The organism is Opitutia bacterium ISCC 52 (assembly GCA_014529675.2).
In the GTDB taxonomy this organism is placed as follows: Bacteria; Verrucomicrobiota; Verrucomicrobiia; order Opitutales; family UBA2995; genus UBA2995.
Genome location: CP076040.1, coordinates 1903274 through 1929449, shown reverse-complemented (window position 1 = coordinate 1929449; position 26176 = coordinate 1903274). Strand labels below are relative to the sequence as shown.

Below are 26176 nucleotides of genomic sequence, written 5' to 3'. Positions count from 1 at the left end.
CTTTAACCTCTTGAGAGACCCGCTTTTGAAATGCGATCCTCCAGCTTCTTGCGCCATTCAGCTTTCACTTTTGCGTATTGGGGATCCTTAGCAAGATTCGTGAACTGCTTCGGGTCGTTATGCATGTCGTATAGTTCCTCCTGATCATCCTTGTAGAGTATGTAAACCCACTTGTCTCCCCGCAGCGCAAACTCCTTGTGATTTCCCACGGTAAAGGCGGCTTCGCGAACCGACTTGCGAGCATTTTTCAAAACCGGAACGAGGCTTTTACCCTGAACCGATTGGGGGACGGATACACCGACCAATTCTGACACCGTCGGATAGATATCCACCAGTTCAGCAAACGAATCGGATTCACCAGGCTTAAAACCTGGAGCGGAGATAATAAAAGGAACTCGGGTCACATCTTCATGTACATTACTCTTTTGCCAAAAGAAGTGCTCGCCCAAGTGGTAGCCATGATCACCAATAAAAACAATCGCAGTGGATTCACGTAATCCATGAGCTTCCAGTTCAGCAATAATGCGTCCGACTTGCTCATCCATATAAGTAATGGTTGCGTAGTAAGAAGCCCAAAAGCGTTTTTGATTATCGGGATACTTTCCGATCGGATCATTCAAACTGGTGACAGAGGTATGACCATCTTTTGGAATGTCATCCAAGTCCCCTTCCCTCGTTTCTGGCAAAGTAATATCCTGATAGGGATAAAGATCGAAATACTGATTCGGAGCTACATTCGGGTAATGTGGGCGCACAAAGCCGGCAGCGATAAAAAAGGGCTTATCGCTTTTACCATGCTCCCGAATAAGCTCAATCGCCTTGGAAGCCGTCTTATGATCCGGCTGATCAGAACCATCGCCATCGTATTGAACCGAAACAAACCAACGGTCTTTCTCAGCAGTGCTTGCACGCACCTTCATGCTCGTCGTGAAGATATTGTGATTAAACTCTGAATACACGCCCGCGGTGTGGGCCTCCAACCCCGGAGAATTGAAACTTTCCGTCCAACACGCCTCTACATCTTCACCGTCTGTACCCGCTACGATATCACCTGGCACACGCATATGAAAGATCTTCCCCACACGTGCAGAGTAGAACCCGTTGTTGATGAAGTTCTCACCCATGGTAATACCATTGGCATCCCGATACCGACTACGCATGAATGAGCGACGTGAGGGTCCGCAGGTCGTTCCCTGGCAATACCCACGTTTAAAGACCATGCCCTGAGCTGCCAAAGCGTCGATATTCGGCGTCTGAACCATGGCGTCGCCATAGGCCCCGAGGGTGGACGCTTTCAGGTCATCGGAGATGAGAAACAGGACGTTTTCGATTTTGGCGTGGGTGAACAATGGAAATACCAACAAGCAGAATAGGGAGAGAGATGATTTTTTAATTAAGTGTTTCATGTAGTTCTTTTTGTAGGAGCAAACTTGTTCGCGACCTAGAGTGTTTAAGATGTTCAAGTCGCGAACAAGTTTGCTGCTACAAATCTAAGTTCATTTGTTTAAATTGCTTACTTCTCTAATCCCTTCGGCCCGTACTCCGGCCTCAATTTCGGCGACGTCTTAGGCATCGAGTCCAAAGCTTTCTGAAGCATCTTTCGAGTGCGCTCAGCAACCTTCGATCCTTTGCCCCTCTTTATATGATTCACCTCTTGGTGATCTTCGACGGCATAGTAGGAACCATCATCATACAATTTGTAGGATTGGTTTTGTGCCCAGATAATTTCCAAATTCCGGACTCCTTGCCCATGAGGAATTGCAGCAGGAGTAAACTTCGGAAAGTGATACTGATAAATCCAATCGCGTGGATTTCCTTTCTTGCCTTGGAGCTGTGGCAAAAACGAACGACCATCCAGTTCGACCTCCGGAAGCTTTGCTCCGGCTATATCGGCCAAGGTGGGAAGTATATCTGAAAAATCAACCATATCATCGACTTCAATACCTTCTTTAACAAATCCTGGCGCATTGACAATGAGCGGAACGTGGGAACCACGTTCAGTCGCCAGCCCCTTTTCCCCCTTACGCTGCTCTTCCTCAAAGGGATAGGTCAGAGAACGGTTCGTGCCATTGTCGGCGGTAAAAATGACAATCGTGTTATCCCGTATTTTAAGCTCATCCAACTTGTCTACAATCTTACCAACGATCTTGTCGGCATAGCTGACCATGTCCCGGTAATTCTCCAGCAATTCCTGCTGCTTGCTCCGCCCTTTAACCGGAACACTATCCGGCGTCGGGTCGAATGGGTTGTGGACCAAAATCATAGGATAGTATGCAAAGAAGGGTCCGTCCTGGTTTTCTTCTATAAAATTGACGAGGAAGTCTGATACGATATCCGGACCATAGTCAGTTTCCTTAGTATCGAGCAACCGGCCATCCTGAATCAGGCTGGGATCCCAAAACCTTGATAGGCCTCCACCCGGAAAATTCCATAAACAAAAGGTATCGAAATCATGGTCGGAAGGAACAGATCCATTGGGCGCCCCATGCAATTGCCATTTACCAGCAACCGCAGTGGCATATCCAGCATCCTTGAGCACGCTCCCAAATGTAATTTCTTCCCGATCCAAACAACCGAAAATCACATAGTTCCGCACATTGTCTCGTCCGGTCATGATCTTCACACGGCTCGACGTACAAACCGGCGTCGAATAGGCGTGATTAAACTTCACGCCCGATGCAGCCAAACGATCCAGCCGAGGCGTCGAAAAGTAATCACTGCCGTAGCAACTGTAATTGTCCACCGCGGAATCATCCGCCATGATCAATATGATGTTGGGTGACTGATCGGCCGCGGTGAGCGAGTTAGTAAGCAACGGTAAGGCCAGACAAAGCCCAGCCAAACTGGTAACCGTGCACAGAGTTCTTAGGATCTTAGGGTAAAGCACGCTACAAGACAGAAACATTTGGGCTCTGGATGCAAGGCCAGAGGAATGCATTTCAAGCTTTCGGCAGTATGAGAGCAACGATTGCGTGAGATTGCTGTATCTATTGAAAACGAGAATGATCTACCACTAGAATATATTGATGAGCGTTCGAACACCTTCTGTAGGAGCAAACTTGTTCGCGACTCGTAAATCATAGGCATTCCAGGTCGCGAACAAGTTGTCTCCTACAATTATTACAACTCTTGTCCTTCAACCGCTGAGGGTCTCCAACCTGACACCTCATTCCTGACCTCACGGAATTGAAATCCGCTTGGGCCACCCCGGCACATCTGCTTCAATTGGATCACGGGTCGTCGGATCAGTCGGATGAAACTGAAAGGTCACGTCCCGACTATCCTTATCCAATAAGATCATCCCGTAGCCTACTCCTTTGTCTGATTTGGCGACCAGGGTGAGTTTATTGCCAAAACGGTCATGGTGGTTGCCGGTGCCAGGTCTCCCAGGAATGACTCCGCCTAGAGGTGGCTTAACAGGATCCCACAGGCGATTCACACCTGAACCAAAGGGCGGTAAGGAAAATTCCCAGGGACCATCGCCCCATTTGTCCACGCCGTGTTGTACAATCGTTCCGTAATGCATATCTCCGGAAACCAATACCGGGTTGGCTGGAGTCAGAGACCGGAGTGTGCGATCGCGCGGCGTTGGTGGCCAGGCACTGGAATCCATGTCTCCAAAAGTGCGGTGATAATTGGCTATGTTTGCATAGGGCGATTGATGTAGTACCACAGACATTTTACCTGACTTTGCCACGCTTTGTGCCCAGTCAGCCAGGAAGGCTTCTTGCTCCTTGCCCAATAGATTAAGACCGGGGGCATCGAGTGTATCGATGTCGAATGTGGGATCTTTAACAACCTCTAAGGTCGTGTTGGGTTGGTTGGTTCGGGGATCATCGACCGCCTTTTTAAGAATGTCGGTTGGCGGCGATTTAAATTTACGATCTTCAAGAATAGCGAAGCTGACTCCGCCATAATCCATAGACGTGTAATAGGCCATAATGCCGTCGCCCCAGGGCCCCGGATTAGCGGCATCGGGCAGGATCCAGGTCTGCACTCTCTCAACCGCATTGGTCCAGTCCATGTGAAAGTAACCACCGTCGGTTCGGCCTCCTGTCATCAGCATTCCTCCATTGCCCCACAAATCGCGTGCATAAACATCGTGATCGTCCGTAATAATCACGCAGGGCCGATCTTTCAACAGGTCACGAAAGGTCAGTCCAAATTTTCGCCATTTGGCCAGGTAGCCTTTCATGGCCGGAATCACTTCATCATCCTCATAGGGGTCAATCCATTCCCCTCCTGCATTGCTCCGGTAAAGCTGATCCCCTAGAAAAAACACAAGATCAGGATTCTGGGCCACCATTTGATCCACGGCCTTTTGGTAGGGAAAACGTTTATCATTCACACACGAGACGCCCATCAGTTTGATGATGCTCTTATCCTCGGGATCTTTACGGATGGTGCCGGTGATCGAGCTGGATCCGGAGCTCACGCGATACCTCCGGTCGCGATTCGTATCCCAATCATCGATGCGGAATTCGGCCACTGTTGTAAGCGGATCTACTTTGACTGTCCGTGTCTTCGTCCAGCCACTGCCGGATTTTAAATAGAGATCAACGGTAGCATTGCTAGGGTCGGTTGGATCCGCATCCGTGTGAGCCGCCAACTTAAGCGTGTCATTCGCTGTCAAGTATTGCACCCAGAGAATGTTTACATCCGCATGGGTAATTAAGGCGGTAAATAGAGGCAGAAGAATAAGGATAGAGTATCTGATTCGTTTCATAATTTAGGGCATTCCATACAAAAAGACATCGTTCGTCCAGAACTCACCGGCCTTTAAATATTCGATGGCTGGTTTCTGGTAATAGTCTCCACCACCCGGGTAAGCGCTGCTACCATTGAATAGGTAAAACTTGGGAATTCTGGAAGAGGATAAGCGGTTCGCCCCCACTGGTTTTTCCAGGTTGGGAGAATTGTAGGCCTGGCCGGGATCAAGAACCGACTCCGCTTGATAATGCACGCCATCTTTTGAATGTATCAATACCAGCCGCTGATCTTTGCGTGATTTCATGCTCATGGCCCGAGTTGGTCTGCCATTGAGCCATTCATCATTCAACGGTGACAGGGTGGCCAACACACAGATACGGTCATCTTCCTGGATGGTCACCTTGCCATCGGTCAGACGCATGTCTGGCCATTTGTCTTCCAGTAGATACGACAGGGATCGTTTATTGAATTTGCCGTTGGAATCAGGCGTGGCCACGTACAGCTGCCCCGGCGCTTCGCCATGAGAATAGTAGAAAACGTATGGGATTCCTTTTGAGTCCACCACGATACCTACATTCCGATGCTCGGGCCTTGGAAGATGCTCAACTCGCGTTCGTGTGCTGCGAATGAGTGTATCCATATCTTCGGGACGAGCAGGAGTTTTAAAGAAAGTACCGTCAGCCTTCAACCAGGTCTTTCCTCCATCTGGACTTTTCGCATAGCACACCGCCTGATGAAGCCCCCGGCCGACCTGGTCTTGTCCTTCATAAAAATCGATGACTGCATAAATCATCCCATCCGATCCTAAAGCCATGTTCATGTGAAAGGCTGCATAAGCGTCACGGTATTCTTTTGCGTTCTTTACTATGCGCGTTACCATCCGACACGACTGCCCCTCTGGCTTCGCATAAAAATCAACGCCGATATGGTTATTTCCCCGCATAGTAAGGTAGAGCGTATTGTCTTTGTCACAAAGAACCACGGGATAAGTCCCCTCTCCGACTTTCTCAGGCGTCGTCCACTCCGAACTGTCATTCGGCCTAACAGATCGTCTCCAAGTCACTGGAGAATTATGACCACTCTGAATCGCGTGCAAATATCCCTCATGATCCACAGTCAGGATCGGTCGGGCATGGTTATCAATGCCTGTACCTAGCGTATAAGGTTCAGACCAAACTCCGGACTTATGATCGTAGGACTTTACCTGATTTAAGTACCCTTCCCGGGAAACATCCTGCCAAACGACGTGGGTCTTTCCGTCATAGCTGACGATCTTATTACCGTTGCCGACCGTAGCCCGTTCACTGCCTTCATTCGACACCAGGACGGCGCTATGTAAACAAACGGAGAACAGGAGTACAATTCCCAAAAGCAAATAAACCCATTTGTCTTTCAAAATCATGGTAAGGGTAGACAACAGGTTTATCAAAGACGATTCACATAGACGTGATATGCACCCAGAATGCCTTGCCGTGGACTCTTCTCAAACCAAGTGTATAAACGTGTCGGCCCAGCTTCGAGATCGAAGGTAAAGGTGACTGATTTATCATTCTTGCCGACAGCTTTGCTTTGAAACTCACGACCGACCTGAATGCGAGCAGATTTGATCGGCAAAGCGACACCCTCCTCTAAACGACCGGCGGTAACATCCACTGCTGGCATACCGGCCGCAATAGCCGTATCAGCTTCACGTGGCCAACGACGAAGCTCGAACTCATAAGTACCTGTTTCAGCCACTTCCAATTCTTGTTGCATGACGCCCGGCCACCGAACATCGGCAGCCATCCGCTCCCCCGTAACCGGAGTAAATCCCCAGGTATTAGAATCTCCAAAACAAAGTACACGCTTCATTAAGGTGTAACTATTTCCAGAATTCGGACATCCTTCGAGTAAATATTTCGGCAGCACGTGGCCATCACATATTCCCATTGACCCGATAATGGAGAATTGAAGTCTAAAGCAGTGTCTAACTCCAATCCATTCTCCCCACCCAATTCGATCACCGTACAGTTCGCACACGGTGCCTACCAAATCGGCCCACGATTCGCCGACCGAAAAACAGATTATCCGCACTACCAAACCTGGACCCCAGCCGAAACAGCAGAGCAGATTTCTAACGCTGACGTACTGGTCGTATCCGGATACTGGAACGACTCGTTACTGGAAGGCGCAGGCAAACTTAAGTTCATCCAATCGATCGGTGCCGGCTACGATCAGTTCCCCCTGGATACACTTCGCGAGCGCGGCATCCGCCTGGCCTCTGCTAGCGGCGTCAATAAAAATGCCGTCTCCGAACACGCCATGGCGATGATCCTTGGTCTCACACGAAAAATCCACAGCGGTCGGGACAATCAAACCAAACACCATTGGCGCGGCATGATATCTGACTCGACTATTCGTGAAGACGAGCTCGGTGGTAAAACGCTATTGATAGTCGGACTTGGTACGATCGGTTCACGCCTCGCTAAACTGGCAAAAGCCTTCGACATGCGAGTCCTTGCAACCAAGCGAAACACAGCGGTCGAGAATCACGATGTCGACGAGCTTCATGCTTCCAAGAAGGTCGCAGATTTGTTGCCTCAGGCAGACTTCGTGGCACTCACCTGTCCGCTTACAAACGAAACGACTGATCTGATCAACGATGACACCCTAGACAGAATGAAATCGTCCGCCTGCCTCATCAATGTTGCACGAGGTGGTTGTGTAGAAGAATCCGCACTTCTTGACGCACTCACCAAAAGCACTATCGCCGGGGCAGCCATCGATCATTTCAAAGAAGAACCGCTTCCTGAGAGCTCTCCATTCTGGGATTTAGAAAACTTGATCATCACCCCTCACACCGGCGGTGAAACCAGTAAATACGAGGACAACCTGATCGACATCCTCCTGGAAAACCTAGGGCGCCTCTCGAGAGGAGAGAGCGAACTCTTGAATCAGAAGGTCTGACATCCGCAAACATCAATCAGCCCGGACTCTGTCTCACTCTAATGAAACGGATTTTGCACAACCAATTTCCCAAACTTCTCCCCATGATTCAGATCTTCTGTATATAGAAACTTGCAATCAGCAACTTGCGCAGCGGCAACTGTTTGAGCATCCCAACAAGATACAGAGTGGTCTGAAAAAATATCATGAGCTCTGTCCAAAAGCATCCAGTCTAATTGTATTAACTGCCATGTTCGTAGTAAGCTTATATCCCTCCACGCCACTTGCGGATCGAGTCCTGGTTTCAGTTTTCGAGTAACCGTAACGAAGTACTCATTCAGTACCTGAATACTGATTACACCGCTTCGGTTTCCCCAGCATTTGTGTACCAGTTCGTTTGCTTTTTCGTGTTTCGAGCCCGCCCCAAGATCTTTCGAGTAAACCAATATGTTTGTGTCGACAAATACTCTATCTGTCATGGAGATCGTCTCGAGTAGGATAAGGAGCTCCAGATTCGTTAATAACCAAAGGCTTCGCCGCATGCCATTTATTCATTGCATCTCGATACCCTTGCTCTTGTTCCAGACGCTCTACGAGGAGCTCACCGACAAAGCGAGATACACTCGTATCTGCTCTGCAGCAAAGACTTTAGCCTTCTGAGCCAACTCATCCGGCAAGGTAACCGTTACGTTTTTCATGACACTATTTTCGTGTTACACTGTTTTCGTGTCAATTTCTAATATGGCTAGCCAATCCCTAGTGGACGTTCTCAGACGGTAACGATCTTTGCAGATTCCCAATCACCGTTCGATACTTCGGATCACTGGCGAGGTTGGTCCATTCGTTTGGATCCTGCAAGTGATCGTATAGTTCCTGGCCTCCATCATTGTATTGAATGTAACGCCAACGATCGGTTTGCACTGCGTGATTTTGGTATCCAAAAGTCATGAGAACTGGCTGATCCCAGAGGCGTTTCGGATTCTCGAGTAGCGGAACGATACTTTGCCCATCGAGTCCATCGCGTTGAGGAACTCCGGTCAACTCCAGCATCGTGGGATAGATATCAATAAGACTCACCGGTCGGTCACAAAGTTGACCCACCTGGATCGATTCAGGTCCAGCCATAATAAGGGTGGTTCGTGTCGTAACATCCCACAGCGCATGCTTACGCCAATGTTGTTTTTCGCCCAAGTGCCAACCATGATCACCCCAGAGAACGATGATAGTATTATCCGCGTGCTCGCTTGCTTCCAAGGTATCCAATAGTCGCCCTATATGCGCATCTACAAAACTAATGGTCGCCAGATAGCTTTGAACCGCACGTTCCCATTGGTTGTGTTTCAAAATCATGTCATGATCTTCACCATGAGTCGCAAAGTTTCTTGCGCCTGAAACATCGTGCACCTCTTGAGCAAATTTCTTACCCCAGTAAGGAAGATCATCCCGATCATTTTCTAAAGTTTCCGGCAAGATGATGCTTTCCCGCGGATGCAGATCGAAGTATTTCTGGGGGACAAACCAAGGCATGTGGGGCTTGGTAAATCCGCAGGCGATAAAGAAGGGTTTGTCGTGCGATTTTTCTAACTCGGAAATCGCCCAATTCACATTCTTTACATCAAACATTTCAGAATCTTCCACATCCAGGGGTCCCCAGGGTGCCCAGGCATCTTTTGCCAAACCTTCATCTCTTTTTCCCACCTGTCTCGCACGTGGCGGTGTATTGTAATAATCCCAGGATGCCTGATCGTAGGGCCCACTTCCATGAAAGGTCTTACCCCCACCCTGAACCGAATAATCACCCGCCTCACGTAAGTGCTGCATCAAGGTCACCGTATCCGGAATCTTAGCACGCATCATTTCCCCATTCCCATAGACTCCAGAATTCGAGGGACGAATGCCTGAGAATAAACTCACACGTGAAGGATTACACAGCGGGGCATTGCAGTAAGCCTTGGTAAAGGAAACTCCCTTCCCGGCCAATCGGTCTATATTCGGCGTCTTTGCCTGAGGGTGTCCTCCTAAGTGCCCCACCCAATCGTTCAAATCGTCGACGGCGATGAAGAGGATATTTGGGCGGCCTGCCGCCCAAACAGACGAGAGGCTAGAGGCTAGAGAAAAGAGGCAGAAAAAGATGCTGAGAACGGCACTGCGGTGACGCAGTAGCCCTACATTTCGATTCAATAGACTATTCATATTCTCCTCCATATCACTTCTTTGTCACATAGACGTAGTACGCGCTCATCGTAGTCGTCGGGCCGCGAAACCAGGTGTGAAGTGCAATGGGTCCCTTTTTGAGCTGAGCGGTAAAAGTAATACCTGTATCATCGGGTCCGATAGACTTGTTCAAGCCTTCGAAACGGTAGGGTGTTTTATCCCCAATATCCAGGTGATGGTAGTCGCTTAAATAGAAGCTGGCCGTATCCACATTGATGGCTCCCTGACCTCCCTCAGACGGAGCGTTGATGGGCCGGTCTATTTCTATGGGCCAACGACGGAGCTCAAAGTCGTATTCACCGTCTTCCGCCACCTCGAGCATCCAGTAACCACTCTTCTCCTGCCCTACACGAATCTGACGTTGTTGGTCGATGAATACATCCAACCATTCACAGCCGGTGAGGCGCGATGGATTCTCGTGCTCACTGCCAATTATGACTCGTTGCACATCGTTGGCATTCGGACCCACATCAGCCCACCAATCATCCAGTCTGTTTCGCATCTTCGCCAACACCTTCGGGTGCTTATCGATGACGTTGTTCTGCTGCAATGGATCGGTCTCGAGATTATAAAGCTCTCGATCCTCAAGGAGTCGCCAGCGTTTCCAAAGCACTTCACCCAAATTCCGCTGCATGAGCGTCTGCGCAAATGGCGTTGGATAATTCACAAAGCCTGGCATACGACTGTAGTTAATGACCAGCATGCGGTCTTCTGGAACCACTGCCTTTCCCCTAAAAATGGAAGCGAGACTCATGCCGTCAAACTTGGCTTCTCTGGGGATGTCACAGAGATCGAGCAAAGTCGGTAAAATATCCTGAACCTGAGTCAGTCCATGAATGTCCTGCGATTTCAACAGCCCACCATTCGGCCAACTGATGAGGAAGGGCACGCGATGACCACCTTCCCATAGCTCCGTTTTGGATCCACGCATTCCGGCGTTGTAGTAGAGAGGACCGTGTGTGCTGCCATTATCCGTTTGAAATGTGATAATGGTGTCGTCTCTCAATCCCTCGTCTTCGAGAAATTTCATCATGGTGCCCATGTTGTCGTCGATGTTGATGATCATCCCGAGGTAGTCGGCCAGACGAGTCTTGAGCGCGCGGTTCATATTGGCAAATTCCGGTTGTTCCAGGATTTTCAGGATCTTCGCTTCGTCTTCATCCTTTGCAACCAGGGGGCCATGGGGTGTATTGGGCATAATGATCGCCATGAACGGTTTCCCTTCCTTGGCCGCCTGCTTCATAAACGACATGCCCTCTTCAAAAAACACATCCGTGCAGTAGCCTTTATACTGCTTCCACTTCCCATTGTTTACATAGGTGTCATCAAAATAGTCATTGCCCCAATAATCTGGCACGGAGCCGATATGAGAGGACGGAAACCAGCAGGTTTCATCGAATCCACGGTCTTCGGGCCTGAACGGATAATTAGCCCCTAAATGCCATTTCCCGAAAAGACCGGTCGCATACCCGGCATCACCAAAGAAGTTGGCTATGGTCGGTAACTCAGGTCGCAAGAGCGCTCGTCCACTACTCACATTGATGCATCCATTCCGGGCGGCATCCAAGCCGGTCATCAACTGACCGCGCGTCGGCGCACACATGGGAGATACGTGGTAATCCTCCAAACGTATGCTCTCACTATGCAGGCGATCGAGGTGAGGGGTTTTCAGTATGGGATTTCCGTGTACTGACAATTCAGGATATCCCTGGTCGTCAGTCATAACCACAATCACATTGGGTTTTGCGAACAAAGTGGTCGAAGTAACGAGGAGTGAGAGCGCTAGTTTGAAGAATTTCATTTTAGTATATTATGGTTCAATGCCGACTCTTGAAAGATCAATCATCGGCAACCTGGTTGGCAATACTTGTCCTCTATTCTAGCATTAAACGCCCACAAAATATTGGATGGAATGGCCGCAATTTATTGGATCCTGGCCTTTAATAATCAGGCTACAGAATAATAGAAGCAAAAATCCTTATACAATTTACCGCCCAAAAGCCTCGCGCGCGGCTTGGCGTTCAGCAGGACTCAACTTACCGTCTCCGTCTTTATCGAATTGTTCGATTAAGCGCTTTAGCTGTGCCCCACGAGGTCGGTTTGCGTTTTGAGCCAATCTTCCACCACGCGCTTTCATACCCGATTCCGCTACATGCTGCTGTATTGCCTGCCTAAGCTCTGGAAATTCACGCGGATTAGCCGCAAACATCTGCAAGGTCACACTCCCCATTTCATCATTTGATTCCCGTCCCCATTTTACAGGTATAGGAGGATCATTAGGATTATTGATGTTATCGGATGAATTATCCCAGGTAACCGCGGCATCTAGCTTTGTCCCAGCGGGTAAGAAAATGTAGTCCTTGTAACGATACTGTTCCTGCCAGGAGAAATCCCAATCAGTGATGGACAACAATTCCCGCTCCTCACCGTTTGGTAAGGTGGCCGTCATATTCATGCTCTTCCCCAAATAATGGGCATGAGAACTTACGCCAAATGCTTTTACATCTACAGGAAGGACGAAGGAGTCGCGTTTGGTATAATTGCTATCCCCGGCAGGTATATTTACTCCTGCCAACGCACCAAAGACAGGCGGCAATTGAACTCCCGCAAATTTCTGAGTAGGCGGTTCATCTGAAAAATAAAGTCCCACTGTCGACACTTCGGTCTCCTCTTTACCCGATGGGTGAAAGTGAGTCGAAAGAATCAGGTCAGATCCCTTGGGCAAACGATAGGCCAGCCCCTCAGGCAGTTTTTTAGGAATACCTCCTACAGCCCAACCGCCGATGCCGCCACCTTCGCGGTCGCGCCCCATCCGTTTGTAACCAGGAATAGGATCCTCAGCATCTCGTGCACGGGCTTCTCCACTCGTATCATAGTAAAAGAGAGAATGATGAACGATGGATCGTTCTCCTGGTCGAAACTCAAACGCTTGAATCCACTTATCCTCAGTCAAGTTGAGAGGGATCACAAAGTTGCGATAAATATCCGGCCCTTCAGCATATAAGGTATACCCTTCCGCCATGCTCACCACTAGGTCAGGTTCTCCAAGTTGCCATCCATCGGTGAACTTTGGCATGGCTGGCAATTTACCAGGATCACCTTCCGCCATTCCGGTTTCGACCCAGGTCTCGATTGTTTGAATATCCGAATCAGCCAACTGACGATGATCCTGAAACTCAAAATCTCTTGAGTTGGCATGCCAGGGAGGCATATAGCGATCTTCGACAACGGTCAGTATGAGCTCCGCGCGTTTTTGCACATCCCGGTAATTCATCAACGAAAAAGGAGCGGCTTCATTGGGCCTATGGCAGGCAGTACAATTATTAAAAACGATGGGCGCAATATGTTCACTGAATGTGACCCGTTCTTCCTTCGCTTGGATCGTTATCCCGGCTAAAAGAATGGGTGCGACTAGAAGGTAATGGAAGGCTTTCATAGTTTCTGATGAAGAAGAATTAAAATTGTAAGTTGGGCATGTAACACCCAATGGCCTGAGTTCTTGAAACGGTTACGGGTTCGTTTTCAACAATGGCATTCAAAGCATTGCGCAGGTCTTTCTCGGTGATAACTCTGCGGCGTTGCCCAAGCGCTGGATACATGTTGTCGATACGCCCACGGTAGGACAGCGATCCATCAGGAAGTACCAAAGCCACTTCAGGGGTCACAGTAGCTCCAACGACTTTCACCAGCCGATGTGTTTTATCAGCAATCGCTGTGTAGCCATTCAAACTGAAATCTCTCATATGGGTTTTGATATTTTCATCACTCGCGTCAGGATCCACATACACGAGCATCATCTTAAACCCTTTTTCCTCGTATTCATTCCTTAGGCGACTCATTTCAGGAGCATAGGCATTGGATATAGGACAGTCATGGGTCACAAAAATAAGAACCGATCCCTTGGCGTCATTCACCTGAAATGGATGTATTTGCTGCCCATCAATATCCTTTATCGAAAAGGGCATGTGATCGGTGACAGAAGAAACCGCCCCCTCCTCAGCATGCAATCCCCCTAAAAAGGGGATCAGGCACAAACAGACCGCAAAGAGTAGCCACTCAAAGCCTTTAGTTCTCTTCGCTGATAATATGACTAGTCGCATCAATAATACAAAACGGATTATTATCAAAAAAGGTTACATCATGGAAATGAAAACACCAACCCAATTACAGCTCTTCAACCTATTCCTAATAATACTGATCCACCTTGGAAACACCCCGATCATTAGGCAACGGAGCGGTGAAAGAGAGTCCATTTGGATGGGAGGTTGCTTCCTGAATACGTTCACTGAGGCGTTTATCCAACTGGTCGATAACCCAAGAGTAATTAGGATCTTTCGCTAAATTCACCATTTCGGCTGGATCCTTCAATCGGTTGTAAAGTTCAATGTTATTGGGTGCTCCCTCCTTCCATCGGCTATAACGAAATTGCTTCGTACGAAGCGTATAATCATGGTGAAGCTGTGTGAATGCATCTGGGCGCACATTCACAAACGGATCATTAAGAACAGGAACGAGGCTTTTCCCCTGCACGTATTCAGGAACTGGCGACAAGCCGGCCAATTCGGTGAGGGTTTTGTAAAAATCGATCATTTCAGCAAATGATTCAGTAGAAGCACCAGGTTGATTCATTCCTGGTGTTCGAAGAATAAGCGGCACACGATCGGCATCTTCAAACAAAGTGTTCTTCTGATAGTGACCATGTTCCCCCATATGGTAACCATGATCAGAACTAAAAACGACTACCGTATTCTCACGCAGGCCCAACTCATCCAGGGCATTCAACACGCGGCCGATCTGGGCATCGACGAAGGATATCGTCGCATAATAAGCGAGGATCGACTTTCGAGCGAGATCGTCATCAAGATCGATTTGATTTTTAAAGGCGGTTACGCTCTTCGCCGCTGATTCCGGTATTGTATCCAAATAACCGTCCGGAATCTGAGGCACTACGATGTCATCTAAATCGTAGAGATCGAAGTACTTCTTCGGAGCCACATACGGTGTATGCGGTTTATAGAAACCCACCGCCAGAAAGAATGGAGTCTCATCCTTAGCGTGCTGCTTGAGCACCTTGATAGATTCGGTGGCGACCATGCCGTCTGTCTGCTCCTCGTCTGCACCATCCGCAGCCAACCAGCTTAAGGTAGCGCCAAATGAACCGGGATTTAGAGAAAAGGTGATGTCCTCGTCATCCTTGTCGCGACCACGGGGATTTATTTTGTGATCCCAGGAAGCTGGATCGTCGTGCCCATCGGTTCCAATACCCCTGGGATTGTCGTAATGATAGATTTTTCCAACGCGGGTGGACGTGTAGCCATTAGCCGAAAAATGCTGGGAAAGCGTGACCGCGTCCGGCACATAGTCACGAAACAGACGGCGTAGAACCGTCACTCCATTTTGCTCCGGATAAAGCCCGGTCATGAAACTGGCACGGGATGGCCCGCACAAAGGAAAGTTGCAAAAAGCGTTTTCAAACAGACGACCTTCATCAGCTAGTTTATCAATATGGGGCGTCTTGACGAGCGGATGACCATAAGCCCCGATATTGCAGTTCAAATCATCGGTCATAATGAAAAGAACGTTGGTTTTGGCGTGAATGATAGCACCCAAAAAAACGGTGAAAATTATCAGTATATGGATGCGGCGTATCATGAATAAGAATAATTCGGATTTAATTTCACTAAGGATAATTATCTAAACCGACGCAACTCCACCTTAATAGGAAGGGCGACTCAAGATTCTTACCAACAGACTATAATTCGCCCTGAATCCATATATGTAGCACAAAATGTCGGTTGGTCTCGCAAACTAGCCACCTGATCCCAATCTAAACTTCCAGAACTAACACCTAACTCTAGTCATGAATATTTTATCAAGGTTACGGGATTCTTTCCTAATTCTTTTTTACAAGCTCACTGGACCACCAAGGATTCTGAATTTCAACAGCCGCTTGAACACCAAAATCCTCAGACACTTTGGGGCCAAGATTGGAAACACAAAAGTTCGAATCCAAGCTCCCCTTGTTATTCATAATGCCATTGATGGGTATAAACATCTTTCTATAGCCGATGGATGTATGTTGAACGGTAACAACTTTTTGGATCTGACAGAAAAGATAACCTTGGAAAAAGGAGTTAGTTTAGGGCCAGGCGTCACCATAATGACTCACAACCAATTTAACTATAATAAATTCCTGGAAGAAAAACTGTCCTTCATGTGTGGAACGAAAGAAGTCATTATAAGAAAAGGATCAGGCATAAAAGCAGGTGCCTTAATTACCATGGGCGTCGAAATTGGAGAAAACTCCGTCGTCGCTGGCAATGCTGTCGTCAATAAAGATGTAGCCCCTAAGAGCCTAGTATCAGGAGAACCTGCTAAGGAATTTTCCAAAATTACCTGAACCAATCTGCAACTTTAAAACTCATACGAGTTATTCCTTCAGCGTCCTCTCAAAAAAAGCGGTGCGAGCGGGACGCGCGGTTTGGAGGTATTGCACGTAGACGCCGTGACCAGCGTCTTCGTGGCGCTTATAAGTCATATCTTTCACCCCCAACTCCCGCATGGCTTCCACAAATGCATCCATGTATTGAATAGGAGCCTTTCTAAGGTCCTGAGCACCGTGTATAAAATAAAGCGGTGGAGCATCGGCTCGCACATAAGTCATGGGCTGAATCTGCTTAACATCCCTACCTGCAGCTTTGCCACGTCCGAAGCGTGGCATGATGGGTGTTGAGCTGCAATGCGCGGCTTGTACAGCACTGGAAAACTCCTGATAAGGACCGTCGCCTTCGAGACCAGCGGAAGGATGGTAGAGCGCTAGCATCAACGCCAGATGAGCACCGGCTGAATTTCCGGCTACACCGATACGATTTGGATCCACATTATACTGCTCAGCATGAGCACGTAGCCAGCGAATGGCGCATTTGGCATCTTCAATACAGGCCATCTTATCCACATCCAGCCGATAGTTAACCGAGATTCCAACGAAGCCTTGAGTCGCATAACCGAGGACCGTTCCGATTCCTTGTCCACGTTTGTCGCCTTGAGTCCAACCCCCTCCATGCAGATACACAATCACAGGAAGCGGAGTGTCAGACTTCTCAGTTGGCATCGCCAAATCAAGTTTCCAGGCATCATGCCCTTCACGATAAACCAAGTCGGGAAACACGGTCACGCCCTCGGGAGCTATGGCGAGTAGCTCTTCATCAGACATGACAGACCGGCTCTGATTTCCTGCGGATCTGTTCTGCGCCGAAGCGTAGGTGCTAAGAAGAACCAACCATAAAACCAGAGCACGATAAACAATCCTATTCATGGTGCCTTTCTAAAAATTAGTGTGGCGCATTAATCGACACCGTAATGATTTTTCAATCGGACAATCTCTGTTTTCAATTCAGCTATCTTCGGTCCGTATTCAGGGTTCCCATACTCGCTGTTCATTTCACTGGGATCACGCTCGTGATCAAAAAACTCCCATTCATCCACCTCGTCGTGCTTAAAATGGATGAGCTTGTAGCGACTGGTGGCCACACCCTCATGTGGTGGCACACCATGATTATAGTAGCCTTCACTCACACTGCCCCCAAATCTCTCACCGTAGTATTTGTAATAGAAGCTCTTTCTCCAGTTTTGAGGAGCATTGCCTTTCAACAAAGGAACCAAACTGCGACCTTGAATGGCGCTCGGAATCGACGCTCCTGCCAGTTCGAGAAACATGGGAGCGAAATCCAGGTTCGAAACGAGATCATTATTGACCTGACCTGCTTGAGTTACCCCTGGCCAGCGAACCACGAGCGGTGTTTTCAAACACTCCTCATACATCCAGCGCTTGTCATACCAACCATGCTCCCCCAGAAAAAAGCCCTGGTCTGCCGCGTAGATCACGATGGTGTTTTCCGCCAATCCACTCTCGTCAAGGTAGTTCAGTAAACGACCTACATTTTCATCGATAGCTTTGCTCGTCAGAAGGAAGTTTTTTATAAAGCGCTGGTAACGCCACTTTGCCCGTTCGTCACCTTGTAGATTGGCCTTTTCAAAGGCCTCATTGGCCGCAGCGAAGTGGCTCTGATATTCAGCGAGCTGCTCTCCCTGAATATTCCTATATTCGAGGCTTAGATTACTAAGGGGCATTACCTCTGCGATGCTGGTATTGTGATTACCAGGAGCGCGACTGCGGCCACTGTAGTCGTCGAAAAAATTGTCCGGCATGGGAACGCTGACATCATCCAGCTCACCCAGATGGCGCAAGGCTGGTTGAAAGGGGCCGTGAGTGGCTTTGAATTGAGCCATCAGCATGAATGGCTGATCCGAGTCCCGACTCTTTAGCCAATTCAATGATCGGTCCACGACCACGTCTGTATTGTAGCCTTCATACTCCGTAGGTTTTCCATCGGTGTAGAGGGTTGGATTGTAATAACGACCTTGCCCACGCATTACTTCATGGTAGTCGAATCCCGTGGGTACCGATTTCAAATGCCACTTGCCAACGATAGCCGTCTGGTAACCGGATTTCTGCAGCAACTGGGGAAAGGTTACCTGACTTCCGTCAAAGGTATTGTAATTATTGATCTGCCCATTCAGATGGGAATATTTTCCAGTGAGCACGACCGCACGCGAGGGAGCACAAATTGAATTCGTGACCAGGCATCGGTCGAAGCGAATACCCTCATCAGCAATCCGATCGATATTCGGCGTCGGTACGACCTTGGATAAGGGATGCCCATAGGCTGAGATCGTCTGCCAAGTGTGATCATCCGAAAATATGAACAGGATGTTTGGACGATCATTCGCGCAAAGAGAGGAGAGGCCAAAGACTAGCGACAGGAGGACTAGAAATGTAGCCATGGTCGTAAGACCATGGAATCGATTCCCCGATAACGCGATTTCTCCCTTGATCCATGGTGTCACCACCATTGCCTCTTTTTTTGAATGTAGGAGCAAACTTGTTCGCGACCCATTCCTAACACAACGGCTCGCTCGGCGATCGAGCCCTACCTTTTTCAGCAATTTCATTTTGGTTTCTCGTCTACTTTCCAGTTTTTGTTAGCACGATTTCCGTAGTGCGGGTAGTAGTCCCAATCGACCGTCCCTCCCACTACTCGAGGGTCTTCTGTCTTTTCCAAGTAATCAAATAATTGCCGTCGCAAAGAGTTTTGAGTGGCCAGGTGTTTCAGATTTCCAGCCAGATTGTTCATTTGGTGTGGGTCGTCCTTGATGATGTAGAACTCTTCCGCCGGATGCTTCCCAAACGCCAGCTCTGCCAAATGTGCAACGCCATGCTTGTAACGATTTTCCACCATAAAGGTCTTTGTTGGGGAATTATCGTATTCCCCAAATGGAATCAGACGGTTGCACATCTCCGGATCGGGAGAGCCGGATGGCCAACGATCCGGTTCGAAATTATAGATATACATGTAATCCTTCGTACGGATCGCACGACTGGGGTAACCTTTGCCACCGGCACGAGCTCCACTATGGCGTTCAAATGCAATGAAGGCTGCGGCTCGATCGATCGTGGGGTTATCATCAAACAGATCCATCATACTTCGCCCGGTCATCATATCCGGAACGTTTACTCCTGCTGCTTCCAGGAAGGTGGGCGCCAAGTCACTGAGGTTGACCGGAGAATCTATCACTCGCCCAGCGTTCTTAATTCCATCTGCCCACCGGATGGCCAACGGCACACGTGATCCGTCATCATACAAGGTCGCTTTGCCTCTGGGAAATGGCATGCCGTGGTCACTGGTGATCACTACGATCGTGTTGTCCAACTGACCTCGTTCATCAAGCGTAGCGATAGCGCGCGCAACCATGGAATCAAAGTGCTCAATTTCTACATAGTAGTCCAAAATGTCACTGCGGACGATGTCATTGTCCGGAAAGATCGCTGGCACGATTACCTGGGAAGGATCCTTCCCGGACTTGATACCAGCACCATTTTCATAGGGACGATGCGGTTCGCTGGTGCCCAGCCAAAAGCAAAACGGTTGGCTCTGCCCTACTTCCGACAAAAAGCCTTCAAAATTTCCGGCGTAGTCCGTGTTCCTCATCGCCCCATAGGGTGCCTTTAGAGTTCTGGTGTTGTAGGGCTTGCCCGCAGGGTTTTCGGTTCTTCCTCCTGGCTCTAAACGCCCAGGGGCCCAAGCTTTACCCGTGGAACCCACTTTATAACCTGCCTTCTGCAGCTCCTCTGTATAAGTCGCGAACTTGGCTTGAAGCGTACTCCAGATATTGGCCGCTTCTTCCAAACGCCAAATGTGTTGCCCTGTCACAATAGCGCTTCTGGACGGCCCACAGGTCGGAGCATCACAGTAGGAATTTATAAAACGTAATCCTTCATCGGATACGCGATCGAAAGCAGGAGTCTGGACAATAGGATCACCATTGGCTCCCATATGAGCCCAGGATTGATCGTCGGAGATACAGAAGAGGATGTTGGGGCGGCTTTCAGCCGTCAGAGGCGAGAGGCTAGAGGCGAGAGACAAGAGGATAAAACAGCTTAATATGGCACTGCGAGGACGCAGTAGCCCTACCAGGCTAGCAATTAAAAGGTAGGGCAATCGCGTCCTCGCGATGCCGTCATTATTGAGATTTAAAGCTCTGGGAATTTTCATTCCGGTCTCTCCGCTACTTTCCAGTTTTTATTCCTCATTGCTCCATAATAAGGATAGTAATCCCAATCCACTTTCCCGCCCACGACACGAGGATCTTGAGTGACTGAAAGGTGATTAAACAGCTTCCTGCGCAGTTCGTTTTGAACTGCATTGTATTCCTGGTTGCCAGCCAGATTGACCAGTTGCTCCGGATCATTTTTCAAATCGTAGAGTTCCTCGGCTGGACGCATTCCAAAAGAAAGCTCAGCCAAGTGAGCTACTCCATGCGTGCTCCGATTGTCCATCATATATGTTTTGGTAGGTGATGAATCAATTTCACCATACGGAAGAGCCCTGGCACAGACCGATGCATCCGGCGAACCCGACGGCCAACGAGTGGGCTCGAAGTTGTGAATATACATAAAGTCTTTAGTTCGAACCGCACGACAGGGATAACCTTTACCCCCTGCTCGACATCCATCGTGGCGTTCCATCGCGATGTAAGCAGCGTCCCGGTTGTGAACCTCCCGGTTTGCGAATACATCCATCAAACTGTTTGCAGACATCATACCAGGAACCTCTACACCCACGGCCTCGAGAAAGGTCGGTGCGAGATCGCTCAAATTCACAAAGGAATCAACCACGCGACCATTTACTTCAATTCCTTCTGGCCAACGAATCGCCAAAGGCACCTTGGAGCCCCAATCGTAAAGACTGGCTTTAGCTCGTGGAAAGGGCATGCCATGATCGCTGGTAACGACAACGATGGTGTTATCCAGAAGCCCGCGTCTCTCAAGAGAAGCGATCGCTCGCTCGACCATCGAGTCGAAATGTTCAATCTCAACCAAATAATCGAGGATGTCACTGCGCACGATATCGTTATCCGGAAATATCGCAGGCACCCTGACCTTGGAAGGATCCTTACCGGTCTTAATCCCGGCACCGTTCTCAAAGCCACGATGAGGCTCACTGGTGCCCAGCCAGAAACAAAAGGCCTCACCCTCTTCTACCTCACCCAGAAAATCTTCGAAATTCGCAGCATAATCGTTGTTCCGCATGAACCGAAAAGGCGCCTCCAATGTCCGCGCTGTATACTCCTTGCCTGCTGGATTCTCAGTACGGCCACCGGCCTCTAAACGACCTGGACTCCAGCCCTTACCCGTGAAGCCGGTTTTGTAACCGACCTTTTGTAGCTCCTCAGTGTAGGTGGCGAACTTAGCCGGTAAGGTGCTGTGAATGTTACCTGCTTCTTCCAGACGCCAGATCGCCTGCCCCGTTAAAATCGCACTGCGAGAAGGACCACAGGTCGGTGCATCGCAAAACGAATTGGTAAATCGAAGACCTTCATTTGCCACCCGATCAAATGCCGGTGTTTTGATTACCGGATCTCCATTGGCCCCGGTGTGCGCCCAGGACTGATCATCCGATATGCAAAAGAGAATATTGGGTCGCTCCGAAAAGCCCAGGTTTTGTATCCAAATCAGTAAGACAACAGTAACACAGAAACGCTTCATTACTGAATCGGGTGAGTAGTTCTCAGAAAAGCAATCAAGTCTCGAACCTGGCTATCGGCCATCGTATTCAGTTGGCCTTCCGGCATCATGGACAGCGGTGACGTTTGACGAGAAAGGATATCGGATTTTGGAATAATCACTTCCTGCCCGATCATAGCTAAGGTCACGCGTTGATCATCTTCATTTACAACATTACCGGCGTAGGTCCTTCCATCCTGAGTACTAATGGTCACCAGTTTATAAGACTCAGCCACTTCACCATTCGGATCGATCATGTTCGTCAGAATATAATCCAGATCGGCTCGATTGGATCCCGTAATGTCAGGACCAATCGCTCCCCCTTCACCATACATTTTGTGACAGGCTCCACAGGTGGAGGTATAAATCGATTTACCGTTTACGACATCAGCATGCGACATGTACTCATCGGTGAGCAGGAACTTATAGCGGTTAATGGCCAATTCCTTATCTTTCTCCATGGTTTCCATCGGGCCCCACCAATCTACGAAGCTGGGGCCTAGCACGCGTCGCAGCTGTCGAGCAGCTACCGCTGAAACATCAGTGCGGGGCACTCGTCTACTGATGAGTGCACGCATCAATGTTCGAGCCGTGTCCCGCCTCGTAGAAAGCGTTTGTAATGCCACGGTCTTTTCATCCGCTGTGAAGTCAGAGTAATGGGAAAGAATCGTATTGGAAATCGCATCATCCTCATAGGATGCCAGTGTCCTCATGGCATCCAACCTAAGATCCGGATGCTTCACGAATCCTAGAATAGAATCGAATGCGGGTGGAAATTTATCCTGAGCAAAGCCACGGATAATTTCCTGACGGCGCTCAATGGGCGTGGAGGAATCATTGAGTTCAACAAGCTGAATCTTGCCAGCTTCCGCGCTACCAAAAAGCTGCCCGACCTGAAGTGTCACGTTTTTCAATTCGGCATCGTTCAACAAGTCACGCTCCAGGTTAGACCATTTAGCTGGAGCTGTCAGATCCCGTTGACCGAGCAGTCCATCGCGCATCCCTTCCAGCAACACCTTGCGAACACCGGAAGAGCTGGCGGATGCTAAACTTTCGACCACTGCTTCGAGCAATTTACCGGAAGTAGCGCGTCGAGCAATGAACTGGGAGACCATGGGAATCTTACTCTTGGAAGCAACCTCCATAGCCAGTACCGGATTTTCAGCTACGTGCGGCTGAATACCGAACCAGATCATCTTGGGGATGTTGTGATCGTCTATATCGTCAGCGTGCCCCAACAATCCCGATGCAAGATCCCAAACACTAGCCTCAGGAATCCGTTGTAAGGCAGACGCCAAATAGAGTCGAACAACCGGTGATGGATCGGACTTCGCCAGCTCTTTAAATTCAGCTAGAGCAGCTTCTCCGGGATCCATGTCTTCACACAGCAGTTGAATAGCCCAGGCACGGATGTACTCATCATCATTGTTCAGCATGCCGGTCAGGTGTTTTTGAGAAACCCCGCCAGTCACATGCAGTGCCCAGAGGGCTCTTAGCTTTCTACCTGTGTCGGTTTGATTCTTAAACATTTCCCAAAGGCGCATATGCTCTTGCTGGGATAGACCTCTTTCCTCGGCCCGCTCGTGAAGAATGACGCGAGCACGCCGAACGTACCAGTCATTTTTATCCAACTGCATTTCAACTAGCTCACGGTCGCTGAGTTTTTTCAGATCAAAGTTCGTGGGATACGGCGTGCCTTCTGGAGCTAGTCGGTAAACCCGACCGGTATCCTTGTCGTGGACGTCATTTCCGCAGATATCTGCGTCGTGCCAGTCCAGCATGTAGACGGCACCATCGGGACCAATCTCCAGACTGAAGCCAATCCATTGGGGATCATTTGCCAGGACCGTATCGTCACCGTGCTTGGCAATAAACCCGGACCCATTCCGCACCAGCGTTTCCGAGAGGAGCGCATGCTCATGGATGTTGGCCATGAAAAGTCGGCCATGATACTCTTCCGGCAAGGTATCAGCCAAATAAACCCGGGCACCCCCGTGAGCAGAACGGTGACGGTGATCCCCGATAGTTTTGATATCGTCATATACATAGGGGTGAATGTGTTTTCCTCCCTGGCGATGGAAGAACCCACCTTGCACTATGTGCCAGGCATGAGGAATCACACAGGCCGAAATGAAGGCTTGTCCGGTATCGTCGAAGTCCAACCCCCAGGGATTGCTGAATCCATGAGCAACCACCTCAAAACGTTCTTTGATCGGATGGTAGCGGAAGATGCCTCCATCAATAAACTGACCATCTACCACTTCCTGGCTTATGGGGAAAGGTTCCCCTTTCTTGAAAATGCGTCCTCCATCGACTGGTTTGCCCACCGTTGAAGGTGTAGCAAATCCCTGACAACCATAGAGCCACCCATCCGGCCCCCAAATAAAACTGTTTAATACTTCATGCCGATCGCGGATACCCCACCCCGTAAGGCGTACTTCGATTTCGTCATCAGCCTTGTCGTCTCCGTCTCGATCGGGAACAAACATCAGATTGGGCGGTGCTCCCAACCAAAGCCCGTCAAAGCCCACCGCGATGGCCGAGGGAAATGGAAGACCTTCCATGAATACTTTCTTCGTATCCATTTTCCCATCACCATCCTCATCTTCTAAAATAAGAATACGGCTTTCCCCATCGTTCGAGAAACCGGATCTTCGAGTTTCATAGTCCCGGTTTTCGGCAATCCATAAGCGCCCACGATCATCGTAGCAGAATGCCAGGGGTTGCGTGATTTGCGGTTCGGAAGTTACCAGTGTTACTTCCAGGCCATCAGGAACAGTCATCTTCGCGATGGCTTCCTCGCCTGTTAAGAACTCTGCCTGCTTGGCTTCCTCACGAGCCTGGATCCACTCCGCATAGGTGTTGTTTTGGCCGGTGTAGGCCTTCCAATCCTCATGCATATGAATGTCATTCAATCTACCCGTATAAACAATCAACTGATGTTTGTAGGTAGCGACCTCACCCGCTTTGATATGCCAGTCGCCCATACGGGCACGTGCTGGACCTATCCCCAACTGACGATCCACTCTCCAGGGTGTGGGATAAGCATCGTTCTCCACATGATCTAAAACTGCAATGTGACCCCAGTCATCTGGATCTCGACCTTCAATTTGCATGCCGACATTGACCCACGACGCTCGTTGTCCCTCTGCACGTTCATTGACCTGACGGGCACTGTTAGTGGCCTCTCCCTCGGTGACACCTCGCTTGAACGGCATCCGCAGGAATAATCCTCCATAGTTGTATTCTGAAATCGTAATGTCGGTATGAGCCTTCCCAGACCAAATAAGATCTACGAAATATTGGTCACCCAGATCTCGCATGGACCAGACCTGTGTCTCCTCCATCAGCGCGGTGCCCTCTTCGTCTAACATATGGTAAATCGTTTCCCACTGAACGACGTCCCCTTCAGCCACAATTACATTGGCCTCCAACAACTTCCAATAGCCATTGGTCGGATTGTGAAAAAAGTCGCGGCCATTCACACGGGTCATTCCCCAATAAACCCCGGTTTGGTGGGGGTGGTGCCCCGGACTGTATTCCGTCATGATACCATTGCCATCCGGAGCAACAATCGGATGTAAATACGGCCGGTGGTCGGACCGAGCGTTCTGAACAAGGATTGCCTCCTCTCCGTTGGGCCGAAACACCGAGATGGTCTCAGCCTCCTCATCTTTAACCAGCTTAAGCGGAGCCGCAAAAACCGAAGTAAACGAAATAACCAGAAGAAGAGCACAGAGTGTTTTCATGATAGTGGGTAATTGTGTGACTTTTAGCCTAGCAGCTAGCGCTAGTTTTATATTGGTGGCTCTGGCCTATTTTTATTAGATCTTGGCCATCACACAGTAAAACTAAAACACAGACCTATCTTCAACTTAGATAGAAGATAAACTCAAGTAAATCCAGAGAAGCCGATCTGGCTAAAATCACCCATTGAAAATGCTAACCCAGCCGCCACCCCTGAAACAGCTCATGAGACTTCTTAGTCAATGGGTCTGGCGTTCCAAAAAATTGACCACCCATCAGGCAAGTATCATCCCGGGTGCCTATTTGAACATAGAGTCAATAAACAATATCTGCAGAATCGTACAATCCCAGAGAATCACTCATCTCCTTGGGTGTGATAGTAACGGAAACCCTTACGCAATAGAAGCTTCGCCTACTATTCAAACGACGTTTTAACACGGGAAAACCGTATCCAGG

Annotated in this window: 18 protein-coding genes; 2 read left to right on the top strand and 16 right to left on the bottom strand. The window is 49.1% G+C overall.

From position 1 onward, the window contains the following. Positions 1-2: 2 nt before the first annotated feature. The 5 genes from GA003_08250 to GA003_08230 form a co-directional block, all read right to left on the bottom strand. The gene (locus GA003_08250) at positions 3-1406 is read right to left on the bottom strand and encodes a sulfatase (GenBank protein QXD29938.1); all 1404 of its coding nucleotides are present in this window, start codon (positions 1404-1406) and stop codon (positions 3-5) included. A gap of 107 nt (positions 1407-1513) precedes the next feature. Continuing rightward, positions 1514-2938 carry a sulfatase-like hydrolase/transferase gene (locus GA003_08245; protein QXD29937.1) on the bottom strand — a complete coding sequence of 475 codons (1425 nt, stop codon included), beginning with the start codon at positions 2936-2938 and terminating at the stop codon, positions 1514-1516. Between the two features lie 240 nt (positions 2939-3178). Next, positions 3179-4726: an alkaline phosphatase D family protein gene (locus GA003_08240; GenBank protein QXD29936.1), complete on the bottom strand. Its 1548-nt coding sequence runs from the start codon at positions 4724-4726 to the stop codon at positions 3179-3181. A gap of 3 nt (positions 4727-4729) precedes the next feature. Beyond that, positions 4730-6127, bottom strand: a complete 1398-nt coding sequence (locus GA003_08235; GenBank protein QXD29935.1) for a BNR repeat-containing protein — start codon at positions 6125-6127, stop codon at positions 4730-4732. Between the two features lie 8 nt (positions 6128-6135). Further along, the gene (locus GA003_08230; GenBank protein ID QXD29934.1) at positions 6136-6561 is read right to left on the bottom strand and encodes a hypothetical protein; all 426 of its coding nucleotides are present in this window, start codon (positions 6559-6561) and stop codon (positions 6136-6138) included. 111 nt (positions 6562-6672) lie between these two features. Here GA003_08230 and GA003_08225 point away from each other — a divergent pair, with 111 nt between their 5' ends. Next, positions 6673-7656 (top strand): D-2-hydroxyacid dehydrogenase, encoded by a 984-nt coding sequence (locus GA003_08225; GenBank protein QXD29933.1) that lies wholly within the window; start codon positions 6673-6675, stop codon positions 7654-7656. A gap of 38 nt (positions 7657-7694) precedes the next feature. Here GA003_08225 and GA003_08220 read toward each other — a convergent pair whose 3' ends face one another. From GA003_08220 to GA003_08195, 6 genes are all read right to left on the bottom strand, one after another. After that, on the bottom strand, positions 7695-8114 hold the full coding sequence (locus GA003_08220) for a PIN domain-containing protein (GenBank protein QXD29932.1): 420 nt from the start codon (positions 8112-8114) through the stop codon (positions 7695-7697). Positions 8115-8391: 277 nt separating this feature from the next. Continuing rightward, positions 8392-9828, bottom strand: a complete 1437-nt coding sequence (locus tag GA003_08215; protein ID QXD29931.1) for a sulfatase — start codon at positions 9826-9828, stop codon at positions 8392-8394. A gap of 13 nt (positions 9829-9841) precedes the next feature. Continuing rightward, positions 9842-11650: an arylsulfatase gene (locus GA003_08210; GenBank protein QXD29930.1), complete on the bottom strand. Its 1809-nt coding sequence runs from the start codon at positions 11648-11650 to the stop codon at positions 9842-9844. 186 nt (positions 11651-11836) lie between these two features. Next, on the bottom strand, positions 11837-13285 hold the full coding sequence (locus tag GA003_08205; protein ID QXD29929.1) for a hypothetical protein: 1449 nt from the start codon (positions 13283-13285) through the stop codon (positions 11837-11839). A gap of 19 nt (positions 13286-13304) precedes the next feature. Next, entirely contained in the window at positions 13305-13949 is a 645-nt protein-coding gene (locus GA003_08200) for a redoxin domain-containing protein (protein QXD29928.1), read from the bottom strand. An 85-nt stretch (positions 13950-14034) separates the two neighbouring features. Further along, positions 14035-15501 carry a sulfatase gene (locus GA003_08195; GenBank protein QXD29927.1) on the bottom strand — a complete coding sequence of 489 codons (1467 nt, stop codon included), beginning with the start codon at positions 15499-15501 and terminating at the stop codon, positions 14035-14037. Between the two features lie 208 nt (positions 15502-15709). Between GA003_08195 and GA003_08190 the strand changes: the two genes are divergently transcribed. Continuing rightward, a complete protein-coding gene (locus GA003_08190) occupies positions 15710-16249 on the top strand; it encodes an acyltransferase (protein QXD29926.1) in 540 nt (179 codons plus the stop codon). Between the two features lie 30 nt (positions 16250-16279). Here the strand turns inward: GA003_08190 and GA003_08185 are convergent, their stop codons facing one another. From GA003_08185 to GA003_08165, 5 genes are all read right to left on the bottom strand, one after another. Further along, positions 16280-17062 (bottom strand): alpha/beta hydrolase, encoded by a 783-nt coding sequence (locus GA003_08185; GenBank protein QXD29925.1) that lies wholly within the window; start codon positions 17060-17062, stop codon positions 16280-16282. Positions 17063-17193: 131 nt separating this feature from the next. Then, positions 17194-18693, bottom strand: coding sequence for a sulfatase (locus GA003_08180; protein QXD29924.1), 1500 nt, complete (start codon positions 18691-18693; stop codon positions 17194-17196). 164 nt (positions 18694-18857) lie between these two features. Then, on the bottom strand, positions 18858-20462 hold the full coding sequence (locus GA003_08175) for a sulfatase (GenBank protein QXD29923.1): 1605 nt from the start codon (positions 20460-20462) through the stop codon (positions 18858-18860). Beyond that, complete coding sequence (locus GA003_08170) at positions 20459-21955, bottom strand: sulfatase (GenBank protein QXD29922.1); 1497 nt, start codon at positions 21953-21955, stop codon at positions 20459-20461. Before GA003_08170 ends, GA003_08175 begins: the two co-directional genes overlap by 4 nt. Continuing rightward, the gene (locus tag GA003_08165) at positions 21955-25722 is read right to left on the bottom strand and encodes a PmoA family protein (protein QXD29921.1); all 3768 of its coding nucleotides are present in this window, start codon (positions 25720-25722) and stop codon (positions 21955-21957) included. The genes GA003_08170 and GA003_08165 overlap by 1 nt, the downstream gene beginning before the upstream one ends. Positions 25723-26176 lie beyond the last annotated feature (454 nt).

Coding starts and splice junctions, on each gene's coding strand:
- GA003_08215 (QXD29931.1), bottom strand. CDS start 9,828: ATGAATAGTCTATTGAATCGAAATGTAGGGCTACTGCGTCACCGCAGT.
- GA003_08175 (QXD29923.1), bottom strand. CDS start 20,462: ATGAAAATTCCCAGAGCTTTAAATCTCAATAATGACGGCATCGCGAGG.
- GA003_08200 (QXD29928.1), bottom strand. CDS start 13,949: ATGCGACTAGTCATATTATCAGCGAAGAGAACTAAAGGCTTTGAGTGG.
- GA003_08180 (QXD29924.1), bottom strand. CDS start 18,693: ATGGCTACATTTCTAGTCCTCCTGTCGCTAGTCTTTGGCCTCTCCTCT.
- GA003_08185 (QXD29925.1), bottom strand. CDS start 17,062: ATGTCTGATGAAGAGCTACTCGCCATAGCTCCCGAGGGCGTGACCGTG.
- GA003_08205 (QXD29929.1), bottom strand. CDS start 13,285: ATGAAAGCCTTCCATTACCTTCTAGTCGCACCCATTCTTTTAGCCGGG.
- GA003_08195 (QXD29927.1), bottom strand. CDS start 15,501: ATGATACGCCGCATCCATATACTGATAATTTTCACCGTTTTTTTGGGT.
- GA003_08245 (QXD29937.1), bottom strand. CDS start 2,938: ATGCATTCCTCTGGCCTTGCATCCAGAGCCCAAATGTTTCTGTCTTGT.
- GA003_08165 (QXD29921.1), bottom strand. CDS start 25,722: ATGAAAACACTCTGTGCTCTTCTTCTGGTTATTTCGTTTACTTCGGTT.
- GA003_08230 (QXD29934.1), bottom strand. CDS start 6,561: ATGAAGCGTGTACTTTGTTTTGGAGATTCTAATACCTGGGGATTTACT.
- GA003_08210 (QXD29930.1), bottom strand. CDS start 11,650: ATGAAATTCTTCAAACTAGCGCTCTCACTCCTCGTTACTTCGACCACT.
- GA003_08170 (QXD29922.1), bottom strand. CDS start 21,955: ATGAAGCGTTTCTGTGTTACTGTTGTCTTACTGATTTGGATACAAAAC.
- GA003_08250 (QXD29938.1), bottom strand. CDS start 1,406: ATGAAACACTTAATTAAAAAATCATCTCTCTCCCTATTCTGCTTGTTG.
- GA003_08190 (QXD29926.1), top strand. CDS start 15,710: ATGAATATTTTATCAAGGTTACGGGATTCTTTCCTAATTCTTTTTTAC.
- GA003_08240 (QXD29936.1), bottom strand. CDS start 4,726: ATGAAACGAATCAGATACTCTATCCTTATTCTTCTGCCTCTATTTACC.
- GA003_08220 (QXD29932.1), bottom strand. CDS start 8,114: ATGACAGATAGAGTATTTGTCGACACAAACATATTGGTTTACTCGAAA.